Source organism: Massilia forsythiae (assembly GCF_012849555.1).
GTDB classification, from domain to species: Bacteria; Pseudomonadota; Gammaproteobacteria; order Burkholderiales; family Burkholderiaceae_D; genus Telluria; species Telluria forsythiae.
In genome coordinates, this window is record NZ_CP051685.1 from 936,404 (window position 1) to 957,208 (window position 20,805).

General features: G+C 65.6%; 17 protein-coding genes. 9 read left to right on the forward strand and 8 right to left on the reverse strand.

All coding sequences use genetic code 11. The features are described from left to right. Nucleotides 1–194 precede the first annotated feature (194 nt). From dxs to HH212_RS04040, 3 genes are all read right to left on the reverse strand, one after another. Nucleotides 195–2,066 (reverse strand): 1-deoxy-D-xylulose-5-phosphate synthase, encoded by a 1,872-nt coding sequence (gene dxs / locus HH212_RS04030; RefSeq protein ID WP_169434203.1) that lies wholly within the window; start codon nt 2,064–2,066, stop codon nt 195–197. Next, nucleotides 2,067–2,930, reverse strand: coding sequence for a polyprenyl synthetase family protein (locus HH212_RS04035; RefSeq protein ID WP_370663929.1), 864 nt, complete (start codon nt 2,928–2,930; stop codon nt 2,067–2,069). It abuts the gene before it with no gap. A gap of 74 nt (nt 2,931–3,004) precedes the next feature. After that, a complete protein-coding gene (locus tag HH212_RS04040) occupies nt 3,005–3,289 on the reverse strand; it encodes an exodeoxyribonuclease VII small subunit (RefSeq protein ID WP_169434204.1) in 285 nt (94 codons plus the stop codon). A gap of 500 nt (nt 3,290–3,789) precedes the next feature. Between HH212_RS04040 and HH212_RS04045 the strand changes: the two genes are divergently transcribed. The 3 genes from HH212_RS04045 to HH212_RS04055 are packed head-to-tail and all read left to right on the forward strand — an operon-like array spanning nt 3,790 to nt 6,695. Then, nucleotides 3,790–4,905 (forward strand): aromatic ring-hydroxylating oxygenase subunit alpha, encoded by a 1,116-nt coding sequence (locus tag HH212_RS04045; protein WP_169434205.1) that lies wholly within the window; start codon nt 3,790–3,792, stop codon nt 4,903–4,905. After that, complete coding sequence (locus HH212_RS04050; protein WP_169434206.1) at nt 4,905–5,819, forward strand: DMT family transporter; 915 nt, start codon at nt 4,905–4,907, stop codon at nt 5,817–5,819. Before HH212_RS04045 ends, HH212_RS04050 begins: the two co-directional genes overlap by 1 nt. A gap of 12 nt (nt 5,820–5,831) precedes the next feature. Beyond that, the gene (locus HH212_RS04055) at nt 5,832–6,695 is read left to right on the forward strand and encodes a sulfurtransferase (RefSeq protein ID WP_169434207.1); all 864 of its coding nucleotides are present in this window, start codon (nt 5,832–5,834) and stop codon (nt 6,693–6,695) included. Between the two features lie 314 nt (nt 6,696–7,009). On the opposite strand, the gene HH212_RS04060 is transcribed toward HH212_RS04055, so the two are convergent. Together HH212_RS04060 and HH212_RS04065 are read right to left on the reverse strand one after the other, a co-directional pair. Beyond that, nucleotides 7,010–9,163 carry a TonB-dependent siderophore receptor gene (locus tag HH212_RS04060; RefSeq protein WP_229217558.1) on the reverse strand — a complete coding sequence of 718 codons (2,154 nt, stop codon included), beginning with the start codon at nt 9,161–9,163 and terminating at the stop codon, nt 7,010–7,012. A 241-nt stretch (nt 9,164–9,404) separates the two neighbouring features. Beyond that, the gene (locus HH212_RS04065) at nt 9,405–10,067 is read right to left on the reverse strand and encodes a ZIP family metal transporter (RefSeq protein WP_370663930.1); all 663 of its coding nucleotides are present in this window, start codon (nt 10,065–10,067) and stop codon (nt 9,405–9,407) included. Here HH212_RS04065 and HH212_RS27185 point away from each other — a divergent pair. Beyond that, a complete protein-coding gene (locus tag HH212_RS27185) occupies nt 10,042–10,260 on the forward strand; it encodes a hypothetical protein (RefSeq protein ID WP_229217782.1) in 219 nt (72 codons plus the stop codon). The genes HH212_RS04065 and HH212_RS27185 overlap by 26 nt on opposite strands. Nucleotides 10,261–10,318: 58 nt before the next feature. Here HH212_RS27185 and HH212_RS04070 read toward each other — a convergent pair whose 3' ends face one another. Continuing rightward, nucleotides 10,319–11,134: a dienelactone hydrolase family protein gene (locus HH212_RS04070; protein WP_169434208.1), complete on the reverse strand. Its 816-nt coding sequence runs from the start codon at nt 11,132–11,134 to the stop codon at nt 10,319–10,321. 211 nt (nt 11,135–11,345) lie between these two features. Between HH212_RS04070 and HH212_RS04075 the strand changes: the two genes are divergently transcribed. Then, entirely contained in the window at nt 11,346–12,095 is a 750-nt protein-coding gene (locus HH212_RS04075; protein ID WP_169434209.1) for a PEP-CTERM sorting domain-containing protein, read from the forward strand. Nucleotides 12,096–12,353: 258 nt separating this feature from the next. Here the strand turns inward: HH212_RS04075 and polA are convergent, their stop codons facing one another. Then, on the reverse strand, nt 12,354–15,140 hold the full coding sequence (gene polA / locus HH212_RS04080) for a DNA polymerase I (protein WP_169434210.1): 2,787 nt from the start codon (nt 15,138–15,140) through the stop codon (nt 12,354–12,356). A gap of 148 nt (nt 15,141–15,288) precedes the next feature. Between polA and HH212_RS04085 the strand changes: the two genes are divergently transcribed. The 3 genes from HH212_RS04085 to HH212_RS04095 all read left to right on the forward strand — a co-directional run bounded on the left by HH212_RS04085 (nt 15,289) and on the right by HH212_RS04095 (nt 17,563). After that, nucleotides 15,289–15,726, forward strand: a complete 438-nt coding sequence (locus HH212_RS04085; protein ID WP_211172453.1) for a hypothetical protein — start codon at nt 15,289–15,291, stop codon at nt 15,724–15,726. A gap of 113 nt (nt 15,727–15,839) precedes the next feature. Then, entirely contained in the window at nt 15,840–16,799 is a 960-nt protein-coding gene (locus tag HH212_RS04090; protein WP_170205259.1) for a homoserine kinase, read from the forward strand. Continuing rightward, entirely contained in the window at nt 16,796–17,563 is a 768-nt protein-coding gene (locus tag HH212_RS04095; protein ID WP_169434211.1) for a BPSS1780 family membrane protein, read from the forward strand. Before HH212_RS04090 ends, HH212_RS04095 begins: the two co-directional genes overlap by 4 nt. Before the next feature lie 10 nt (nt 17,564–17,573). On the opposite strand, the gene HH212_RS04100 is transcribed toward HH212_RS04095, so the two are convergent. Further along, nucleotides 17,574–19,892, reverse strand: coding sequence for a UvrD-helicase domain-containing protein (locus tag HH212_RS04100; protein ID WP_169434212.1), 2,319 nt, complete (start codon nt 19,890–19,892; stop codon nt 17,574–17,576). 249 nt (nt 19,893–20,141) lie between these two features. On the opposite strand from HH212_RS04100, the gene HH212_RS04105 reads away from it, so the two are divergent. After that, a complete protein-coding gene (locus tag HH212_RS04105; protein WP_169434213.1) occupies nt 20,142–20,687 on the forward strand; it encodes an SRPBCC family protein in 546 nt (181 codons plus the stop codon). Nucleotides 20,688–20,805: the final 118 nt, after the last annotated feature.

The following is a 20,805-nucleotide window of genomic DNA, read 5'->3' on the forward strand; positions in this document are numbered from 1 at the left end:
CGGTTTTTAGGTCAGCAATATTATCTTGAACAGTAGTGCGCCCGAGCGGGGAGTCGTTTCAGGCAGTGCCTGAAACGACGGCTGGGATAGGCGGCCAAAAGAAAATGGGCAGATCCGTATCTGCCCATTGTCGTTTTCCACAAGCTGGCCGTTTCCAGCAAGCTCGCCGTTTTCAACCGATTCCCGGAAGAGATTCAGCCGTTGTTCACCACCAGCCGCGTCTCGCCCAGGTTGAAGCGCTCGCGGACCGACTTGCCGATTCCCTTCGCATCCAGGCCGACCGAGGCCAGCAGCAGCGCCGGGTCGCCGTGGTCGATGAACTTGTCCGGCAAGCCCAGCATCAGCAGCGGTTTGATGATGCCTTCGGCGGCCAGCGTTTCCGCCACCGCCGAGCCGGCGCCGCCCATGATGCAGCCCTCTTCCACCGTCACCAGGTGCTCGTGCTCCTTGGCCAGGCGCCTGACCAGTTCCACGTCCAGCGGTTTCACGAAGCGCATGTCGGCGACGGTCGCGCCCAGTTCTTCGGCCGCCTTCAGGCTCGGCGCCACCATCGAGCCGAACGCCAGGATGGCCACGCCCTTGCCCTGGCGTTTCACCAGGCCCTTGCCGATTTCCACGGTGGTCAATTCTTCCTGCAGCGGCGCGCCGATGCCGGCGCCGCGCGGGTAGCGCACCGCCGCCGGACCCGGATAGCGGTAGGCGGTGGTCAGCATGGTGCGGCATTCGTTTTCGTCGGACGGCGCCATGACGACCATGTTGGGGATGCAGCGCAGGTAGGCGATGTCGTAGTTGCCGGCGTGGGTGGCGCCGTCGGCGCCGACCAGGCCGGCGCGGTCGAGCGCGAAGGTCACGTCCAGGTTCTGCAGCGCCACGTCGTGCACCAGCTGGTCGTAGCCGCGCTGCAGGAAGGTCGAGTAGATCGCCACCACCGGCTTCATGCCCTCGGTGGCCAGGCCGGCGCCGAAGGTCACCGCGTGCTGCTCGGCGATGCCGACGTCGAAGTAGCGCTGCGGATACTGCTGGTGGAAGCGCACCATGCCGGAACCCTCGCGCATCGCCGGCGTGATGCCGACCAGGCGGCTGTCGCTCGCCGCCATGTCGCACAGCCAGTTGCCGAACACTTCCGTATACGTGATCTTGGACGGCGCCGACGCCGGCTTGATGCCCTCGACCGGGTTGAACTTGCCGGTGCCGTGGTACAGGATCGGCTCGGCCTCGGCCAGCTTGTAGCCCTGCCCCTTCCTGGTCACCACGTGCAGGAATTGCGGGCCCTTGAGCTTCCTGATGTTTTCCAGCGTCGGGATCAGGGATTCCAGGTCGTGGCCGTCGATCGGGCCGATGTAGTTGAAACCGAATTCCTCGAACATGGTGGCCGGGACCACCATGCCCTTGGCGTGCTCTTCCAGCTTCTTGGCCAGTTCCAGCACCGGGCCGGGCAGCACGCTTTTTCCGACGTTCTTGGCGGCGGCGTAGAACTGGCCGGACATCAGGCGCGCCAGGTAGCGGTTCAAGGCGCCCACCGGCGGCGAGATCGACATGTCGTTGTCGTTCAAGACCACCAGCAAATTCACGTCGTCCTCGACGCCGGCGTTGTTGAGCGCCTCGAAGGCCATGCCGGCGGTCATCGAGCCGTCGCCGATGACGGCGATCGCATGGCGCTTCTCGCCCTTCAGCTTGGCCGCTTGCGCCATGCCCAGCGCCGCCGAGATCGAGGTCGACGAGTGCGCGGTGCCGAAGGTGTCGTATTCGCTCTCGTCGCGCTTGGGGAAGCCGGACAGGCCCTGGTGCTGGCGCAGCGTCGGCATGCGGTGGCGGCGCCCGGTCAGGATCTTGTGCGAATAGGTCTGGTGGCCGACGTCCCAGACGATGCGGTCTTCCGGCGTGTTGAACACGTAGTGCAGCGCGATCGTCAGCTCGACGGTGCCGAGGTTGGACGACAGGTGGCCGCCGGTCTTGGACACCGAATCGAGCAGGTACGCACGCAGTTCGTGCGCCAGCGGCGTCAGTTGGGTGCGCGGCAGGTTGCGCAGGTCGGCCGGGTCGTTGATGGTCTCTAGCAGTTTCATTTATGCCTTCCGCTGCACGATCAGGTCCGCGAGTTCGCGCAGCCGCTGTGCCTTGTCTCCGAACGGCGCCAGTGCCGCATGGGCCTGGCCCCTCAGTTGTTCGGCCAGCGCCTTGGACGGCGCCAGCCCCAGAATCGATACGTAGGTCGGCTTGTTGGCCGCCGCATCCTTGCCCGCCGTCTTGCCGAGCGTGGCCGAATCGGCGGTCGCGTCCAGCACGTCGTCGACCACCTGGAACGCCAGGCCGATCGCGCGCGCATAGGCGCCCAGCGCATCCAGCTCCGCACTTTCCAGTTCGCGCCCGGCCAGCGCGCCCAGCACGACCGACACGCGCAGCATGGCGCCGGTCTTGAGCTGGTGCATGCGCTCCAGCTGCTCGAGGTCCAGCTTGAGGCCGACGCTGTCCAGGTCGATCGCCTGGCCGCCGCACATGCCGGCCGAACCAGCCGCCTCGGCCAGCAGGCGCAGCATGGTCACCAGGCGCTGCGGCGCCACCGTGCTGCCCGCCAGCACTTCGAAGGCTTGCGCCTGCAGCGCGTCGCCGACCAGCAGCGCGGTGGCTTCATCATACGCCACGTGCACGGTCGGTTTGCCGCGGCGCAGCGCGTCGTCGTCCATGCACGGCATGTCGTCGTGCACCAGGGAGTAGGCGTGGATCATCTCGACGGCGCAGGCGGCGCGCGCCGCCGTGTCGTCGTCGGCGCCGAACAGGTCGGCGCTGGCGTGGGCCAGCAGCGGACGCACGCGCTTGCCGCCGCCCAGCACCGTGTAGCGCATCGCTTCGTGCAGCTTGGCCGGGACCCGGCTCGCCGGCGGCAAGAAGGCGTCCAGCGCGGCTTCGGTGCGCGCCTGGACCGACTTCATCCAGTCGCCGAAGGCCAGCCCCTCGGCGCCGGCCGGGGTAGCGCCGGCGATTGCGCCAGTCATCGCGCTGGCGCTCATTCGTCGCTCCCGCCGTCGGCGCTGAAGGGCTTGAGCATGTCGCCTTCCAGCACTTTTACCTGGGCCTCGACCTTTTCCAGCTGGGCCGCGCAATAGCGCACCAGTTCCGAGCCGCGCGCATAGGCCGCCACCGACGCTTCCAGCGGCAATTGTCCGCCTTCCATGCGAGTGACCAGCTGGGCCAGCTCGGCCATCGCCCCTTCGAAGGACTCGGGGGCGGCAGCAGCCGGTGCTGTGGAGGCCGGCGCTGCCGGACTTTCCGCGATTGTTTTATTTGGCATAATGATTTGGATGTAAAGACGTGCACGCCAGTCTGATCGCGTATTTTAAACAATCCTGCTCTTGCATGACGCTGAAACTACCCAACATGCTTGTCAGGGTACGAAAGCTAGAGACCGATTTTATCGCAAAGCGTTCAGGATTCATGAAAACGATGCCTTTCCGGCAATTCCTCAGAACCCGGGCGCCATATTCTCGCGCCGGCCCCAGCCTTGTGGGTGCTTTACAGGCTATAATCTCCGGTTCTGTCTCCGAAATACCGTATTCTGCTCTTTCAACAAGCGCCGAAAAACCGTAGCGAGCGGCAGCAGCGTGGGTGGGATGCATCGTCCGGAAAACGTTTTCCGGCGGGTGGTCGAGGACGCAGCCGTATGCGGTACGGCTGCGCGCTTGCCGCCTTTCCTGCCGGCGCCGCGTCTCTGGCAGGTTCGCAAGTGCCTTGAAAATACTGGTTCTCGGATTCTTTCTCTTCTTTGGCTACAATCTGTAAAGGGGGGTTGGGATGTCCGATCTGGCTACCCACGCCAAGCTGGCGCGCTCGAACGCGCAGCTTCCGGTAAATGTCTATTTCGACGAAGCGCTGCTGCAGCGCGAAATGCAGCATTTGTTCCGTAACGGCCCGCGCTATGTCGGCCACCAGCTCATGGTGCCCGAAAAAGGCGACTTCGCGACCCTCAAGTCGGAAAACGAGGGCCGCATGCTGGTGCGTAACGCCGGCGGCATCGAATTGCTGTCCAACGTCTGCCGCCACCGCCAGGCGCTGATGTTCAATGGCCGCGGCAACAGCAGCAACATCGTCTGCCCGCTGCACCGCTGGACCTACGACCTCAAGGGCGAACTGATCGGCGCGCCGCATTTCGCCGACACGCCCTGCCTGAATTTGTCGAAGACGCCGCTGCAGGAATGGAACGGCCTGCTGTTCGAACAGAACGGCTACGACGTCATGGACAAGTTGAAGAACATGTCGGTGACCAAGGACCTCGACTTTTCGGGCTATCTGTTCGACCACGTCGAAGTGCACGAGTGCGACTACAACTGGAAGACGTTCATCGAAGTCTACCTGGAGGACTACCACGTCGAGCCCTTCCACCCCGGCCTGGGCAACTTCGTCAGCTGCGACGACCTGCGCTGGGAATTCGGTCCGGACTACAGCGTGCAGACGGTGGGCGTGCACCGCGGCCTGCAGAAGTCCGGCTCGCCCGCCTACAAGGCGTGGCAGGAGCAGATACTGAAGTTCAACGGCGGCCAGCCGCCCAAGTACGGCGCCATCTGGCTGACGCTGTACCCCAACATCATGGTCGAGTGGTACCCGAACGTGCTGGTGGTGTCGACGCTGTGGCCGATGGGGCCGCAAAAGACGCGCAACGTGGTCGAGTTCTACTACCCGGAAGAATTCGTGCTGTTCGAGCGCGGCTTCGTCGAGGCGGAACGCGCGGCCTACATGGAAACCTGCGTCGAGGACGACGAGATCGCCCTGCGCATGGATGCCGGCCGCAAGATTTTGCTGGAGCGCGGGGTCAACGAAGTCGGCCCCTACCAGTCGCCGATGGAAGACGGCATGCAGCACTTCCACGAGTGGTACCGCCGCCGGCTCGAATCCATACCTCCGGGAATTTAATGCCGGCGTTATGGATGCTGTTCGCCAGCTTCGCGTTCGCCGCCATGAGCGCGGGCGTGAAGCTGGCTTCCACGCTGTACTCGACTTCCGAGATCGTGATGTACCGCGGCCTGATCGGCAGCGCCATGCTGCTGCCGCTGATCCTGAAGCCGGGGAATACCTGGCGCACGCCCTTCCCGCGCGAACACCTGTGGCGCAGCGTCGTCGGCGTCTCGTCGCTGTGGCTATGGTTCTTCGCCATCGGCAAGCTGCCGCTGGCCACCGCCGTCACCCTCAACTACATGGCGCCGATCTGGCTGGCCGCGTACATGTTCTTCCACGGCTGGTGGCATGCCAAGGGCAAGACCGAATGGCCGCTGGTACTGGCGATCGGCATGAGCTTCGTCGGCGTGGTGCTGGTGCTGCGTCCCGCTGCCGAGAGTAACCAGTGGCTGGGCGGCATGGTCGCCGTGACCTCGTCGATCATCGCGGCGATGGCCTACCTGCAGGTGCGCAAGCTCGGCCAGATGGGCGAGCCGGAATACCGCGTGGTGTTCTATTTTTCGCTGACCATGGCGGCCGCCGGCCTGGTGGGCACGCCGTTCGAGAACGGCGCCGCCGCGCCGCTGCACGCGCATACCTGGCGCGGCGTGGGCCTGCTGCTGGGGATCGGCGCCAGCGGCCTGCTGGCGCAGATGGCGATGACGCGCGCCTACCGGCTCGGCAAGGTGCTGGTGATCGCCAACCTGCAGTACACCGGCATCATCTTTTCCTCGCTGTGGGGCATGCTCCTGTGGCACGACCGCTTCGGCTGGCACGTGTGGCTGGGCATGGGCGTGATCCTCGCTTCGGGCATCGCGGTGACGTTCTACAATACGATGCGCACGGCGCGCGGCGCCGTGGTCAAGGAAACCGATCCGATCGCCAGCGAATAACAGGAGCCCGCCATGTCCACCTACACCACCCTGATCAGCGCCGCCAACCTGGCGGCCAATGCCGACGACGCCAACTGGGTCGTCCTCGATTGCCGCCACGACCTGGCGGACCTGGCCGCCGGACGCGCGGCCTACGCCGCCGGGCACCTGCCGCACGCGCAGTTCGCCGACGTCGAGTCGGCCCTGTCGGGCGAGAAAAAGGCGGCCGACGGTGCCTTCCGCGGCCGCCATCCGCTGCCCGAACGCGACGCCTTCATCGAACGGCTGCGCGACTGGGGCATCGACGACGACACGCAAGTGGTCGCCTACGATGCCCACGGCGGCATGTTCGCGGCGCGCCTGTGGTGGATGCTGCGCTGGGTCGGCCACGAGGCGGTCGCGGTGCTGGACGGCGGCCTGCCGGCCTGGCAGGCCGCCGGCTACGCATCGAGCCTGGACCAGCCGGCGCCGCGCGCGCGCGGGTCGATCGGGGCGCGCGCCGCGCTGGTATCCACGCTGGACGTACGGGAAGTGCTCGGCGCGCTGCAGGACGGCAGCCGCACCATCGTCGATGCGCGCGCGCCGGACCGCTTCCGCGGCGAGAACGAGACCATCGACCCGGTCGGCGGCCACATCCCGGGGGCAAAGAACCGCTTCTTCAAGGACAACCTGCAGGCCGACGGCCGCTTCAAGACGGCGCAGCAGTTGAAGCAAGAGCTGGACGGCGCGGTCGGCGATCCGGCCCGCGCCGTGATGCAATGCGGTTCCGGCGTCACCGCCTGCCACAACCTGCTGGCACTGGAAGTGGCGGGTTTGCCGGGCGCGGCCCTGTATCCGGGCTCGTGGAGCGAATGGAGCGCCGATCCGGCGCGGCCGGTGGCGACTGGCGCTGTGTGAGGGTGACGTTGCAATGTCGGGATACGCGAGGCTGGCTACTCAGCCACAAACGCGTCGTCCCCGCGCAGGCGGGGATCCATACTGAGCAACAGAATTCGGTGTATTAGAAGCAACTCAGGTGCTTCAAAATGCTAACTCCGGATAATTAGCATGGGTCCCCGCCTGCGCGGGGACGACGGTTTTTAGGCCGGCACTGTCATCTTGGACAGCAGTGCGCCTGCGCGGGGAGTCGTTTCCGGCAATGCTGGCAACGACGACTCGTAGGTCAACAATATCATCCTGGGCAACAGTACCACTGCCTAATCCGTCTCCCCTCAATACGTCCAGTTCAAGCTGACGCTCGCATTGCGCGGCGCCGCGTAATAGCTCTGGTTCCAGTACAGGCTTTTCAGGTAGGTCTTGTCGGTCGCGTTGTTCAGGTTGGCGCGCAAGCTGAGGTGCGGGTCGATGTCGTATTGCGCCATCAGGCCCAGCACGGCATAGCCGCCCTGGTGGATCAGCGCGGTCGGATCCTGCAGGAAGATGCGCGACTGCCAGTTCAGGCTGGCGCCCACCTTCAATGCCGGCATGGATGCCAGGCGATACGTGGTGGCGCTGCGCAGGGTACGGCGCGGGATGTAGGTCTTGACGTCGGCGCCGCCGTCGCCGTGCATCGACATCTGCGCGAAGCCGACGCTGGCCTGCCAGTTGCGCGCCAGCTGCCCGCTAAATTCCAGCTCGACGCCCTTCGATTCGGCATTCACGCCGCTGTAGTAGGCATCCACGCCGAGATAACCTTCCAGCTGCGCCAGGTTGGTCTGCCTGGTCTTGAAGATGGCGCCCGACAGATTGGCCTTGCCGTCGAACAGCTCGCTCTTCAATCCCAGTTCGGCGGTCTTGCCTTCGGCCGGCGCCAGCGTGCGGCGGTTGGCGTCGATCTCGCTCTGGGCGTTGAAGATGGCGGTGTAGCTGGCATAGGCCGACAGCGTGCGGTTGATGTCATAGACCAGGCCGGCATACGGCGTGGTCTTGCTGGCCGAACGGTAGCTGTCGACGCCGTAGCTGCTGCCGCGCGTGTCGACCTTGACCGTGTTGGCGCCGGTGAGCAGCTTCCAGTCGTCGGCCAGGTTCCAGCGCACCGCGGCGTAGGCGTTCTTGCGCTTGTCGGTGTAGCCGCCGGCATCCATGCCGGGGCCGAACGCCGGTTCGGCATAGCTGCCGTCGACCGCCGTGGTGCCGGGCAGGCTGCTGCCGATGTCGGTGCCGTAGGCGGAATAGCTGCCGATCTTCGATTCGGCCCAGGCGGCGCCGAGGCTCACGTCGTGGCGCCGGCCGGCCAGGTCGAAGCCGCCGGTCAGCGCCAGGTCGCCCAGCGTCTGCTTGAACTTGGAACTGTAGTCGGCCGAGTAGCTGGTCAGGCCGAGGCCGGTGGCGCGGTCCTGGATGCCGGACACGAAGAACAGGCGCGAGCTGCTGGGCGACAGGTTGTAGGTCACGGTGGCCTTGCCCGACCAGCCGTTGCCGAAGCGGTGCGTCCATTCACCGAACGTGCTGTTGACGGCGACGTTCTGGTACGACCAGTTCGCGCCGGTATTGGCCGAGCGCGCATACATGGTCGGGCTGCCGTCGGTGTAATACAGCGGCAGCGCGCCCCACATGTTGCCGGTCGATGCGCTCTTCTGGTAGGTATAGCCGGCGGCCACCTTGTCGTCCGGCGTCAAGCGGCCTTCGACGATCACCGAGGCCACCGTCTTGCGCAGCGCGTAGCGGTCCAGCCAGGAATTGCCCTGGTCGCGCGCCAGCACCACGCGCGCGGCCCAGTCCTCGCCCAGTGGTACCGAGACGTCGGCATCCAGGCGTTTGTTGCCCCAGGCGCCGAAGGTCAGGCCGGCGGCCGCCGCCAGCCGCGTGCCGGGACGCTTGCGCAGGAAATTCACGGTGGCCGACGGGTTGCCGGTCGACGACATCAAGCCGTTGGCGCCGCGCACCACGTCGACCCGGTCGTACAGCGCGGTGTCGAAATTCCCGGTCACGTTGCCGAACACGAAGGGAATGCCGACGCCGTCGTACTGGAAATTGGTGATGTCGAAGCCGCGCGCGGTGTAGTAGACGCGGTCGGTCTCCACCGATTCCACTGTCACGCCGGGCGAGCTGGCCAGCATGTCGTTGATCGAGTTCAGCCTGAAGTCGTCCATCTTGGCGCGCGTCACGACCGACACCGATTGCGGCGTTTCGCGCAGCGACAGGTCGAGCCTGGTGGCCGAAGCGCTGTCGCCGGCCAGGTAGCTTTGCTTGTCGGCGCTGCCGGTGACGGTCACGGTCTGCACTTCCGGCAAAGGCTGCTCGTCGGGTTGTGCGGCGGCAGGCTCTGCGGCCTGGGCGCCGCCGGCCAGCAGCAATGCGCAGGCCAGCGCCAGCGGATGCAGACGCAGGGTCAAGGGAAACGCGGTCGGTCGGAACGGTGAGATGGACGAACTGGGGTGGGACATCGAAACTCCTGGTCATTGCCGGCACGGCACCGGGCAATCGCCAGCGCATGCGGTCACGTGGAAAGGCAGACAGCCTGAATATAAATAAGAATCATTCTCAATTATAAATAAATACTTGCAAACAAGCTACCTGCCGGCAGCGACTATGTTGCAAATCCATGTAAAGACAGGAGGCGCCAGTTGCCGGAAGCCCGGCTCGGTGAAGCGGGAAATCGCCCTGGCGGCACCAGGGCGCAACGCATCAATGACGGTGGGTCAGGAACAGCACGATCACCACGCCCAGGCCGATCAGCAGCACCTGCGGGATCGTTTCGCGCACGGTGGCGCGGCGCTGCATCTGCGGCATCAGGTCGCTCACGGCGATATAGATGAAGCCCGACGAAGCGAACACCAGCACGTAGGGAATCAGGCTGCTGGCGCGGTCCAGCGTGTAATAGCCGAGCAGGCCGCCGGCCACCGCCAGCAGGCTGCACAGCAGGTTGAACACGTAGGCGCGCAGGCGCGAAAAGCCGGCGTTGAGCAGCACGATGAAGTCGCCGATCTCCTGCGGGATCTCGTGGGCGATGATGGCCACGCCGGTGACGATGCCCAGTTGCGGATTGGCGAGGAAGGCGGCGGCGATCAGGATGCCGTCGGTGAAATTGTGCATGCCGTCGCCGATCAGGATCATCCAGCCGGCCTTGCCCGCCTGCTGGGCGTCGTGCCCGTGGTGGTGATGGTGGCCGTCGCCTTCGTGGTGGTGCGAATGGCGCAGCAGCGCCACCTTTTCCAGGGCGAAGAAGGCCAGCAGGCCGCCCAGCAAAGTGGCGAACAGGCTGCGCGGATCGGCATGCGACTCGAACGCTTCCGGCAAGGCGTGCAGCAGCGAGGTCGACAGCATGATCCCAACCGACAGGCTGACCATGCGCTCGACCACTTTGGAGAGCAGCGAAAACGAAAAGACCGCGGCGGCCGTGATGCTGACGACGCCGGCCAATCCGGTGGCCAGCAGGATGGAAATGAGAATCGGGTCGATGGAGAGCCTCTTGTTATTCGGCGCCCGTGGGGCGCATACCGGCGCCGGCGTCGATGCCGGCCGTGCAAACCGGGCATTGTAACCGCTCCCGACCGTTGTCTGCGCGGCGCAGGCGGCCGAGCCGGCGTTACCCTGTCGCCTCAAGCCGCGCCGTGCTCCTTCAGCCAGGCCAGCGTGCGCTGGAATCCGTCCTTGGCGTCGCGTTCGTTGTAGCTGGGACGGTAATCGGCGTAGAAGGCATGGCCGGCGTCCGGATAGACCACGAATTCGGAACCGCTCGATCCCTTGGCCAGCGCCGCCTTCATCGCTTCCACGGTGTCGAGCGGGATGCCGGTGTCCTGGGCGCCGTACAGGCCGAGCACCGGCACCGTCAGCCCCGGGGCGACGTCGACCGGGTGCGCCGTCTGGTTCGGGTTGGTGTCGCCGGCCAGGCGGCCGTACCAGGCCACGCCGGCTTTCACCTGCGGGTTGTGCGCCGCATACAGCCAGGTGATGCGGCCGCCCCAGCAAAAGCCGGTGATGCCCAGGCGCCCGGTGTCGCCGCCGTTCTGCGCGGCCCAGGCCACGCAGGCGTCGAGGTCGCCCATCACCTGCGCGTCTGGCGCCTTGGAGACGATCTCCCTGAACAGCGTCGGGATGTCGTCGATGGTGGACGGGTCGCCCTGGCGCACGAAGGGTTGCGGCGCCAGCGCCAGGTAGCCCAGCTTGGCGAAGCGGCGCGCCACGTCGGCGATGTGTTCGTGCACGCCGAAGATCTCGGCAATCACCAGCAGCACCGGCAGGTTCGACCGGCCGGCCGGCTGGGCGCGGTAGACCGGAACGGTCTGGCCGGCGATTTCCAGGTCGACGAAACCGGCGGTCAAGCCGTCGCCGTCGGTGTGGATCACGGTGCTCGTGACCGGCAGGGTGGCGACGGCGAAGGTGCCGGGTTTGGTGTCCTTGACGACATCGTTCATGCGTGATTCTCCAGTGCGGTTGGCGGGGCTGCGCGGTCCCGGTTGACAAAGGCTGCCATCTTAACCGTGCGCGCCGATCGTTGCCGGGCGCCTGTTTCTCCTGTGTTCACGTAAATATGGCCTGCAGGAATACGCGGCGGGCATTGACTTTTTATAAAGCTGGAAGCGAGCCGTACCGTAGAGTGCCGTGGTTGTCCCTATCGGAGAAACCATGAACCTGCAATCCACTTTCGCGGCAGCCATCCTGGCTGCAGGCGCATTCACCGGCGCCGGACCGGCCTTGGCGCAATCGACGCCCATGCCCTACGTTGCCGGCGCCAGCGTCGGCAACTTCAGCTACCGCCTGGTCGACCTGGCGCCCGACGACGGCATCGCCCCCTGGATCGGCGTGAGCCCCTATACGACCAGCGGCTATGCCCACGTCTACGACCAGGAAGGAAACCACATCGACGGCGCCGACATCGACGCGCCCGGCGACGCCGGCTTCGCCAACGATTACGCCGCAGCCCGGTTCGGGATCGGCGCCGGCGCCACCGAAGCGTCCCTGTCCTTGTACAGCGGCTACGCTTACGCCAGCGCCAACCAGGACTTCCGTTTCATGCTGACGCCGCATACCGAAGTCGTCTTCAGCGCCGACGCCCTGGTCTGGGCCGCACACGATCCGGCAGCCGAGCACGACACGGCAACCGCGATCGCCGAGCTGTTCGGCTCGCTGAGGAACGTGGGTGACGATGATGGCTTGGCGTTTTCCACGAGCAGCCAGGTCACGCAAGATACCCGGGCGGAATGGTTGTCGCTGAGCGTGCATTCGGGAGACGACTGGGCCGTGGGACATGTCACGATGAGCGCCTACGGCGTGGCGGAATCGCACGCGCTGCCGGTACCGGAACCGGCGATGCCGGCGATGCTGCTGGGTGGGATGGGGTTGCTGGCCGTGGCGGGGAGGCGGTACCGAAAATAATACAGCGCAAGGTAAGCCATGAGCAGCGTCGTCCCCGCGGAGGCGGGGACCCATGCTGAACATCCAGAATCAAATCCTTGAAGCAGTCGAGTCGCTTCTGTATCGAATCCTGTAGCTCGGTATGGATCCCCGCCTTCGCGGGGACGACGCATCATGCGATGGCGGTTTGATTCTCTGTCACTGGCGGCGCAAGCACTGGTGCGCACCGGCTCCATGCGCGCAGGCGCTAGTGCGCGGAAGCGCTAGTGCGCGGAAGCGCTAGTGCGCTTCCTCCCAATTGCTGCCTACCCCGGTCTCGGCCACCAGCGGCACCTTCAGCTCGGCCACGCCGGCCATCAGCTCCGGCAGTTTCTGCTTGACCAGTTCCAGTTCCGCTTGCGGCACTTCCAGCACCAGCTCGTCGTGCACCTGCATCACCATGCGCGTGCCCAGCTGTTCGCGCTCGATCCAGTCCTGCACCGCGATCATCGCCAGCTTGATCAGGTCGGCCGCCGTGCCCTGCATCGGCGCGTTGATCGCCGCGCGTTCGGCGCCGGCGCGGCGCGGGCCGTTCGGCGAGTTGATCTCGGGCAGCCACAGGCGCCGGCCGAACACGGTCTCGACGTAGCCGCGCTGCTTGGCCAGCAACCTGGTCTCGTCCATGTACTGCTTGACGCCGGCGAAGCGGGCGAAATAGCGCTCGATGTAGTTGGCGGCGGCGCCGCGCTCGATGCCCAGGTTCTGCGCCAGGCCGAACGAGCTCATGCCGTAGATCAGGCCGAAGTTGATCACTTTCGCATAACGGCGCTGCTCGCTGTCGACATCCTGCGGCGCCACGCCGAACACTTCGGCGGCGGTGGCGCGGTGGATGTCCTCGCCCGAGGCGAACGCGCGCAGCATCGCTTCGTCGCCCGAAATGTGCGCCATGATGCGCAGCTCGATCTGCGAATAGTCGGCCGACACGATCACGCTGCCCGGCGGCGCCACGAAGGCTTCGCGGATGCGCCGGCCTTCTCCGGTACGCACCGGGATGTTCTGCAGGTTCGGATCGCTCGACGCCAGGCGCCCGGTGATCGCCACTGCCTGCGCGTAGTGGGTGTGCACGCGCCCGGTTTGCGGGTTCACCATCTTCGGCAGTTTATCGGTGTAGGTCGACTTCAGCTTCGACAGCCCGCGGTGCTCCAGCAGCACCTTCGGCAGCGGATAATCCTCGGCCAGCTTCTGCAGCACTTCCTCGTCGGTCGAGGGCGCGCCGGTGGCGGTCTTCTTGATGACCGGCAGCTGCAGCTTGCCGAAGAAGATCTCGCCGATCTGCTTGGGCGAACCGAGGTTGAACGGGCCGCCCGCCATGTCGTAGGCCTGCTGCTCCAGCGCCATGATGCGCTTGGCCAGCTCGCTGGATTGCGCCGCCAGCTTGTCGGCGTCGATCAGCACGCCGTTGCGCTCGATCTTCTGCAGCACGATCGAGGTCGGCAGCTCGATCTTGCGGTAGATGTAGTCCAGGCCCTTGTTGCTTTCCACGTGGCCGATCATGTTCTGGTGCAGGCGCAGCGTGATGTCCGAGTCCTCGGCCGCGTATTCGGTGGCGCGGCCCAGTTCGACCTGGTCGAAGCAGATCATGTTGGCGCCCTTGCCGCACACGTCCACGAACGGGATGGTGGTGTAGCCGAGGTGGCGCATCGCCATGGTGTCCATGTCGTGCGGCTTGTGCGACTCGAACACGTAGGATTGCAGCAGCGTGTCGTGCACGATGCCGCGCAACGCGATGCCGTGGTTGGCGAAGATGTGGCTGTCGTACTTCAGGTTCTGGCCGAGTTTCGGTTTGTCCGGGCTTTCCAGCCAGGGCTGCATGCGCGCCAGGACTTCTTCGCGATTCAACTGCTCGGGCACGCCGGCGTAGCGGTGCGCCAGCGGGATGTAGGCGCCCTTGCCCGCCTCCACCGACAGCGAGATGCCGACCATTTGCGCCGTCATCGGATCGAGCGAGGTGGTCTCGGTGTCGACCGAGGTCAGCGCCGCGCCGTCGATCAGCGCCAGCCAGCGCTCCAGCTGCTCATCGGTGGTGACGGTCTCGTATTCGCCCTTGATGATCGGCATGTCCGGCTGGTGGCCGGCGCCTTCCGGCGAATTCAGCGCCAGCGCGCCGCTGCCATTCGGTGCCGGCTCGCCCGGGCGGCCGTACTTGTCGGCGCGGCCGTTGCCGGTGAGCGGACCGAGTTCGCGCAGCATGGTCTTGAAGCCGTAGCGCTCGAAGAAGGCGCGCAGCGCATCCTTGTCCTCGGGACGGCCGACCAGGCTTTCCTCGATCGACACCAGGTGGTTGACCAGATCGCAGTCGGTTTTCACGGTGATCAGTTCGCGCCCGCGCGGCAGCCAGTCCAGCGCCGCGCGCAGGTTCTCGCCCACTGCGCCGCCGATGGTGTGCGCATTCTCGACCACGCCGTCCAGCGAGCCGTGCAGCCCGAGCCACTTGACCGCCGTCTTGGGACCGCACTTGGCCACGCCGGGCACGTTGTCGACGGTGTCGCCGATCAGGGTCAGGTAATCGACGATGCGGTCCGGCGCCACGCCGAACTTGGCCAGCACGCCGGCCTCGTCGAGCTTCTCGTTGCTCATCGTGTTGATCAGCATGACCTTGTCGTTGACCAGCTGGGCCAGGTCCTTGTCTCCGGTGGAGACCACGGTGTTCATGCCGCGCGCGGTGGCCTGCGCCGCCAGCGTGCCGATCACGTCGTCGGCCTCGACGCCTTCCACCATCAGGATCGGCCAGCCGAGATAGCGCACCACTTCGTGGATCGGCTCGATCTGCTTGCCCAGGTCTTCCGGCATCGATGCGCGCGTGGCCTTGTACTCGGGGTACAGCTCGTCGCGGAAGGTCTTGCCCTTGGCGTCGAACACGCAGGCGATGTAGGCGGCCGGGAAATCCGAGCGCAGGCGGCGCAGCATGTTGACCATGCCGTGCATGGCGCCGGTCGGGTAGCCGTCAGGGCTGCGCAGGTCGGGCAAGGCGTGGAAGGCGCGATACAGGTAGCTGGAACCGTCGACGAGAAGGAGGGTATTGTCCATGGAGTGAAGATCAGGGTAGGCCGCGGCGGGCATTGTCGTCATCATTATCGCAGAATCGGGTGTTCGTCCTACATGGGGACGGCTCGATGCTTTTCACAGTGAAGGGGCGGCCTTTGTTACAATGGACTAAACGACAAAGGTGACCATCATGCCGCGTACTTCTTCCCACCTGAAACTCATCACCCTGTGCCTGGCCGCGCACGCCGGCCTGGCCCTGGCCCAGACCTCGACGCAGCCGGCCACGAACCGGACCCCGCCGACCGTCCAGCGCGTCGAGCCGGGCAGCGACGTGCCGGCCACGAACATCCCGTCGCGGCGCGGCACCGAGATCAAGGAAACCCGCGACGGCGGCCAGGTTACCGAAGTCGAGGTCACCGCCGGCGGCAGCCATTACTACATGAAACCGAATACCCAGCCAGGCAATGCGCAGACCAATTCGATCCGCGCACCGCAATGGAAAGTGGGCGAATTCGACCTGTCGGGCAAACGACGCGCCACGAGCGAGTCCGGCCAGAACACCCCGACCACGGCCGACGCGCCGCCGCCTCCCCCCATGCCGGCTACCGCCGCGCCCGGGAAGCAGTAAGCCGTCAACCCACTTCGACCGGGCATCGACAAGCGCAGCACGGCGCCCGGCGCGAGGTGGTCCCGGGCCCGGCCGCTCGCGCGGCCGTCATAGCGACCTTACTTTCTCATATGATGGCAGTCTTCACCTCGGTCACGCTGGACGACCTGTCCCAGTGGATCAAGCAGTTCCCCCTCGGTAACGCCCTCGCGCTGCAGGGTATTTCCAGCGGTATCGAAAACAGCAACTTTTTCCTGACGACGCAGCGCGGCGAATTCGTCCTCACCCTCTTCGAAAACCTCAGCTTCGCGCAATTGCCGTTCTACGTGCAATTGATGCGCCACCTGGCCGAGCGCGGCATCCCCGTGCCGGCGCCGGTGCCGAACGATGCCGGCGAACTGGTGGTGGCCCTGCACGGCAAGCCGGCGGCCATCGTCAGCAAGCTCGACGGCAGCTCGCAGATGGATCCGCAGCCGGTGCACTGCGCCGAGGTCGGCGCCATGCTGGCGCGTATGCACCTGGCCGGGCAGGACTTCGCCATGCGCCAGCCGAACCTGCGCGGCCTGGACTGGTGGGTCGAGACCGCCCCCAAGGTCTTGCCCCACCTGGCCCCGGAAACGGCGGACCTGCTGCGTGCGGAGCTGGCGTTCCAGCAGGACTTCGCCGGCGGCGTCGTCTACCGTGCGCTGCAGACCGGCCCGGTGCACGCCGACCTGTTCCGCAACAACGTGATGTTCGTCGGCGCGCGCTTGAGCGGCTGCTTCGACTTTTATTTTGCCGGCTGGGACACCTGGCTGTTCGACCTGGCGGTCACCGTCAACGACTGGTGCATCGACCTGGACAGCGGCCGCCTGGACGCCGCGCGGGTGCTGGCCCTGACGCGCGCCTACCATGCCGTGCGGCCGTTCACCGAGGCCGAGCAGGCCGCCTGGCAGCCGCTGCTGCGCGCCGCCGCCCTGCGTTTCTGGCTGTCGCGCCTGTACGATTTCTATCGTCCGCGCGCGGCCGAGATGCTGACGCCGCACGATCCGACCCACTTCGAGCGCGTCCTGCGCCAACGCATCCAGGTGCAAGCACCCGCCCTCACCGCATGAACAAGCTGCCCGCACGCGCCGGCTGGGACTGGCTCAAACAAGGCGTCGGCCTGTTTCGCAAGCAGCCGGCCGCCCTGACCACCCTGCTGTTCGCCAATATCCTGTTCAGCATCGCGCTGTCGGCGCTGCCGATCGTCGGCCCGGTGCTGGCGGTGGTGCTGATCCCGTCGTTCTCGATGGCCTTCATGCAGGCATGCCTGATGATCGAAAATGGCGACCGGGTCACGCCGGCGGTGCTGCTGACCGGCTTTCGCCGGCCGGCGCTGGTGGCGCTGTGCAAGGTGGGTCTGATCTACCTGGCCGTGTCGCTGGGGATGATGCTGTTGATGAAGGTGGCGATCGCGCCGGAATTCCTGCAGACGATGGCGCAGCCGGTCGACCCGGACAACCCGCCCGACGTGGCGCCGGGCGACATGCTGGCGCTGCTGGGCGTGTTCCTGGTCGACGTGGCGGCGCTGGTGACGCTGTGCTTCACGGCGCCGCTGACCTACTGGAAGCAGATGAGCGCCGGCAAGGCGACCTTCTACAGCTTCTTTGCCGTGATGCGCACCGCGCGCGCCTTCGTGGTGCTGCTGGCGGCGTGGTTCAGCCTGTTCTTCGGGGTGCTGCTGGTGTCGGTCGGAATCTTCGGCAACGCGGGCGTGGGGCGCGTGGTGGTGATGTGGCTGATCTTCCTGTTCGTGCTGTTGCTGCAGTGCTCGATGTATGCGGGGTACCGGACGATTTTCGGCAAGCCGGAAGGCAAGGAAGCGCAGCCGGCATAGTCGGCGCCGTTCAGGTCCCCACCCGCTCCAACTTGGCGATCGACAGATCGAGCACCTTCATCCCGGCCGCGCCGAAATTGATCTGCGCGCGCGCACTGCCCGCCCCGCCCTCGATGTTGACGATCACGCCCTCGCCGAACCGCGCGTGGCTCACCGACTCGCCGATGCGCCAGCCGGTACCGTTGGCGTTGCTCGACCTTTGCGTGATCTGCTTGGCGATCTGGTTGTCGCTGCCGCCTTCGCGGAAATCGGCGTCGTCCCAGGCGGTGGTCGACTTGCGCCCGCCGAACCACTTGGTCTGCACGCGCGGCGTCAGCCACTTCAGCGACTCCTCCGGCAATTCCTCGAAGAAGCGCGACTTCACGTTGAAACGGGTCTGGCCGTGCAGCATGCGTTGCTGGGTAAAGCTCATGTACAGGCGCCGGCGCGCGCGCGTGATCGCCACGTACATCAGCCGGCGTTCCTCGTCCACGCCATCCAGCTCGCGCGAGCTGCTCTCGTGCGGGAACAGGCCTTCTTCCAGGCCGGTAATGAACACGGCGTCGAATTCCAGGCCCTTGGCCGAGTGCACGGTCATCAGCTGCATCGCGTCCTGGCCGGCTTGCGCCTGGGCGTCGCCCGCCTCCAGCGACGCGTGCGCCAGGAAGGCGGACAGCGGCGACATCACCGTGGCCAACGGCGCATCGGCCTCGATGAGTTCGATGCCGTCCACGTACACCACGCCTTCGCCGGCCGCGGCCTGCGAAGGCGGCCCCAGGTGCGCCGGCGAGTGCGCCCCGAAGCCCTCTTCCTGTACGAACTGGGTGGCCGCGCCGACCATCTGCTGCAGGTTCTCGATGCGCTCCTGGCCCTCTTTTTCCTTTTCGTAGTGCGCCAGCAGCGTGCTGCGTTCGAGCACCACGCGCACCATTTCCGGCAGCGGCAACTGCTGGGTCTCGAAACGCGCGCCCTCGATCAGCTTGACGAAGTTGGCGAGCGAGCCGCCGGCCTTGCCGCCGATGTGCGGCACCGCCGCGTACAGGGACACGCCATGGCTCTCGGCCGCCATCTGCAGCTGCTCGATCGAACGGGCGCCGATGCCGCGCGTCGGAAAATTCACCACGCGCAGGAAAGCCGAATCGTTGTGCGGGTTGTCCATCAGCTGCAGGTAGGCGATCGCGTGCTTGACCTCGGCGCGCTGGAAGTAGCGCAGGCCGCCATACACGGTGTACGGCAGGCCGGCCGCGAACAGCGCGTGCTCGATCACCCGGCTCTGGGCGTTCGAGCGGTACAGGATCGCGATCTCGCTGCGGCGCATGCCCTCGCCCATCAGGCTCTTCGATTCGTCGATGATCCACTGCGCCTCTTCCAGGTCGGACGAGGCTTCGTAGATGCGCACCGGCTCGCCCTGGCCGGCGTCGGTGCGCAGGTTCTTCCCCAAACGCTTGGCGTTGTTCGCGATCAGGAAGTTGGCGCTGTCGAGGATGTGACCGTGCGAGCGGTAGTTCTGCTCCAGCTTGATCAGGTTCTTGACTTCGAAGTCGCGCTCGAAGGCCTGCATGTTGCCGACGTTGGCGCCGCGGAAGGCATAGATGCTCTGGTCGTCGTCGCCCACCGCGAACATGGCGCCGCCGCGCCCCTCGCCATGGCCGGCCAGCAATTTCAGCAGGTTGTACTGCAGGTCGTTGGTGTCCTGGAACTCGTCCACCAGGATGTGGCGGAAGCGCATCTGGTAGTGCTGGCGCAGCGGGTGATTACGCTGCAGCAGCTCGTACGAGCGCAGCAGCAGCTCGGCGAAGTCGACCACGCCTTCGCGCTGGCATTGCTGGTCGTACAGGTCGTACAGCTCGACCATGCGCCGCTGCACCTGGTCGAAGGCCTCGACCGAGCTGGCGCGCATGCCCTGGTCCTTGGCATTGTTGATGAAGTACATCAAGTCCTTGGCCGGGTACTTTTCGTCGTCCACGTTCAGCGCCTTCAACATGCGCTTGATCATCGACAACTGGTCCTGCGAATCCAGGATCTGGAAGGTCTGCGGCAGCGCGGCATCGCGGTGGTGCGTGCGCAGCAGGCGGTTGCACAGGCCGTGGAAGGTGCCGATCCACATCCCGCGCGTGTTCACCGGCAGCATGCTCGACAGGCGCGTCAGCATTTCCTTGGCCGCCTTGTTGGTGAAGGTCACCGCCATGATGCCGGCCGGCGACACTTGCCCGGTCTGGAGCAGCCAGGCGATGCGGGTGGTCAGCACGCGCGTCTTGCCCGAGCCGGCGCCCGCCAGGATCAGGGCGCTCTGGTTCGGGAGCGTGACGGCCGCAAGTTGTTCGGGGTTCAGGTTGTCGAGGAGATTCATCTGCGCATTATAACGTCGGGGCAGCGCATGGCGGCGCCTCGGGCAGCAAGATACTGGTTATATATACAGTATCACAACATCCCCGTCTTTCCGCAAGGCTCGCTAGCGCCATGTCCGCCGCAATTGCCTTAGCTTGGCGGCAGTTGTGTGCGACGCTCCGGATGGCCCGGTCCGCCATCGCCCCGCATGGGGATACGTGGTGGATCGGTTGTTCTCAATCAAACGCCGATCGGCGGAAGGAGGTAGCAAATGCTGAACCGAGTCGTGACAGTGGCCGCGCTGGCGGTGGGCGGCATGATGCTGTCGAAGCAGATGAAGAAAGGTCGTGGCGACGGCGCGGATGCGTCGATCCTCGAGACCGTCGAGGTCAATGTCCCCGTAAAAACTGCCTATAACCAGTGGACCCAGTTCGAGGATTTCCCGCAATTCATGGCCAGCGTCCACGAAATCCGCCAGCTCGACGACAGGCACCTGCACTGGAAGGCCAACGTGGCCGGCCAGGACAAGGAGTGGGACGTCGAGATCACCGAGCAGATCCCGGACAAGCGCATCGCCTGGCGCAGCACCAGCGGCGTGCCGAACGGCGGCGTGGTGACCTTCCACAGGATTTCCGGCGACTTGACGCGGGTGACGCTGCAGATGGATTACCACCCGGAAGGGCCGCTGGAAAAACTGGGCGACGCCTTTGGCGCGGTGCGCCTGGAAACCCGCACCAACCTGCAGAAGTTTAAGGACATGCTGGAAAGCCGTGGCAAGGAAACCGGCGGATGGCGCGGCAGTATTACACAACATTGAGCGACCGATAGCAATAGTATTGCTGGCCTAAAAACCGTCGTTCCAGGCACTGCCTGAAACGACTCCCCGCGAAGGCGGGGACCCATGCTGAGCATCCACAGTTGGTATTTCTGGAAAT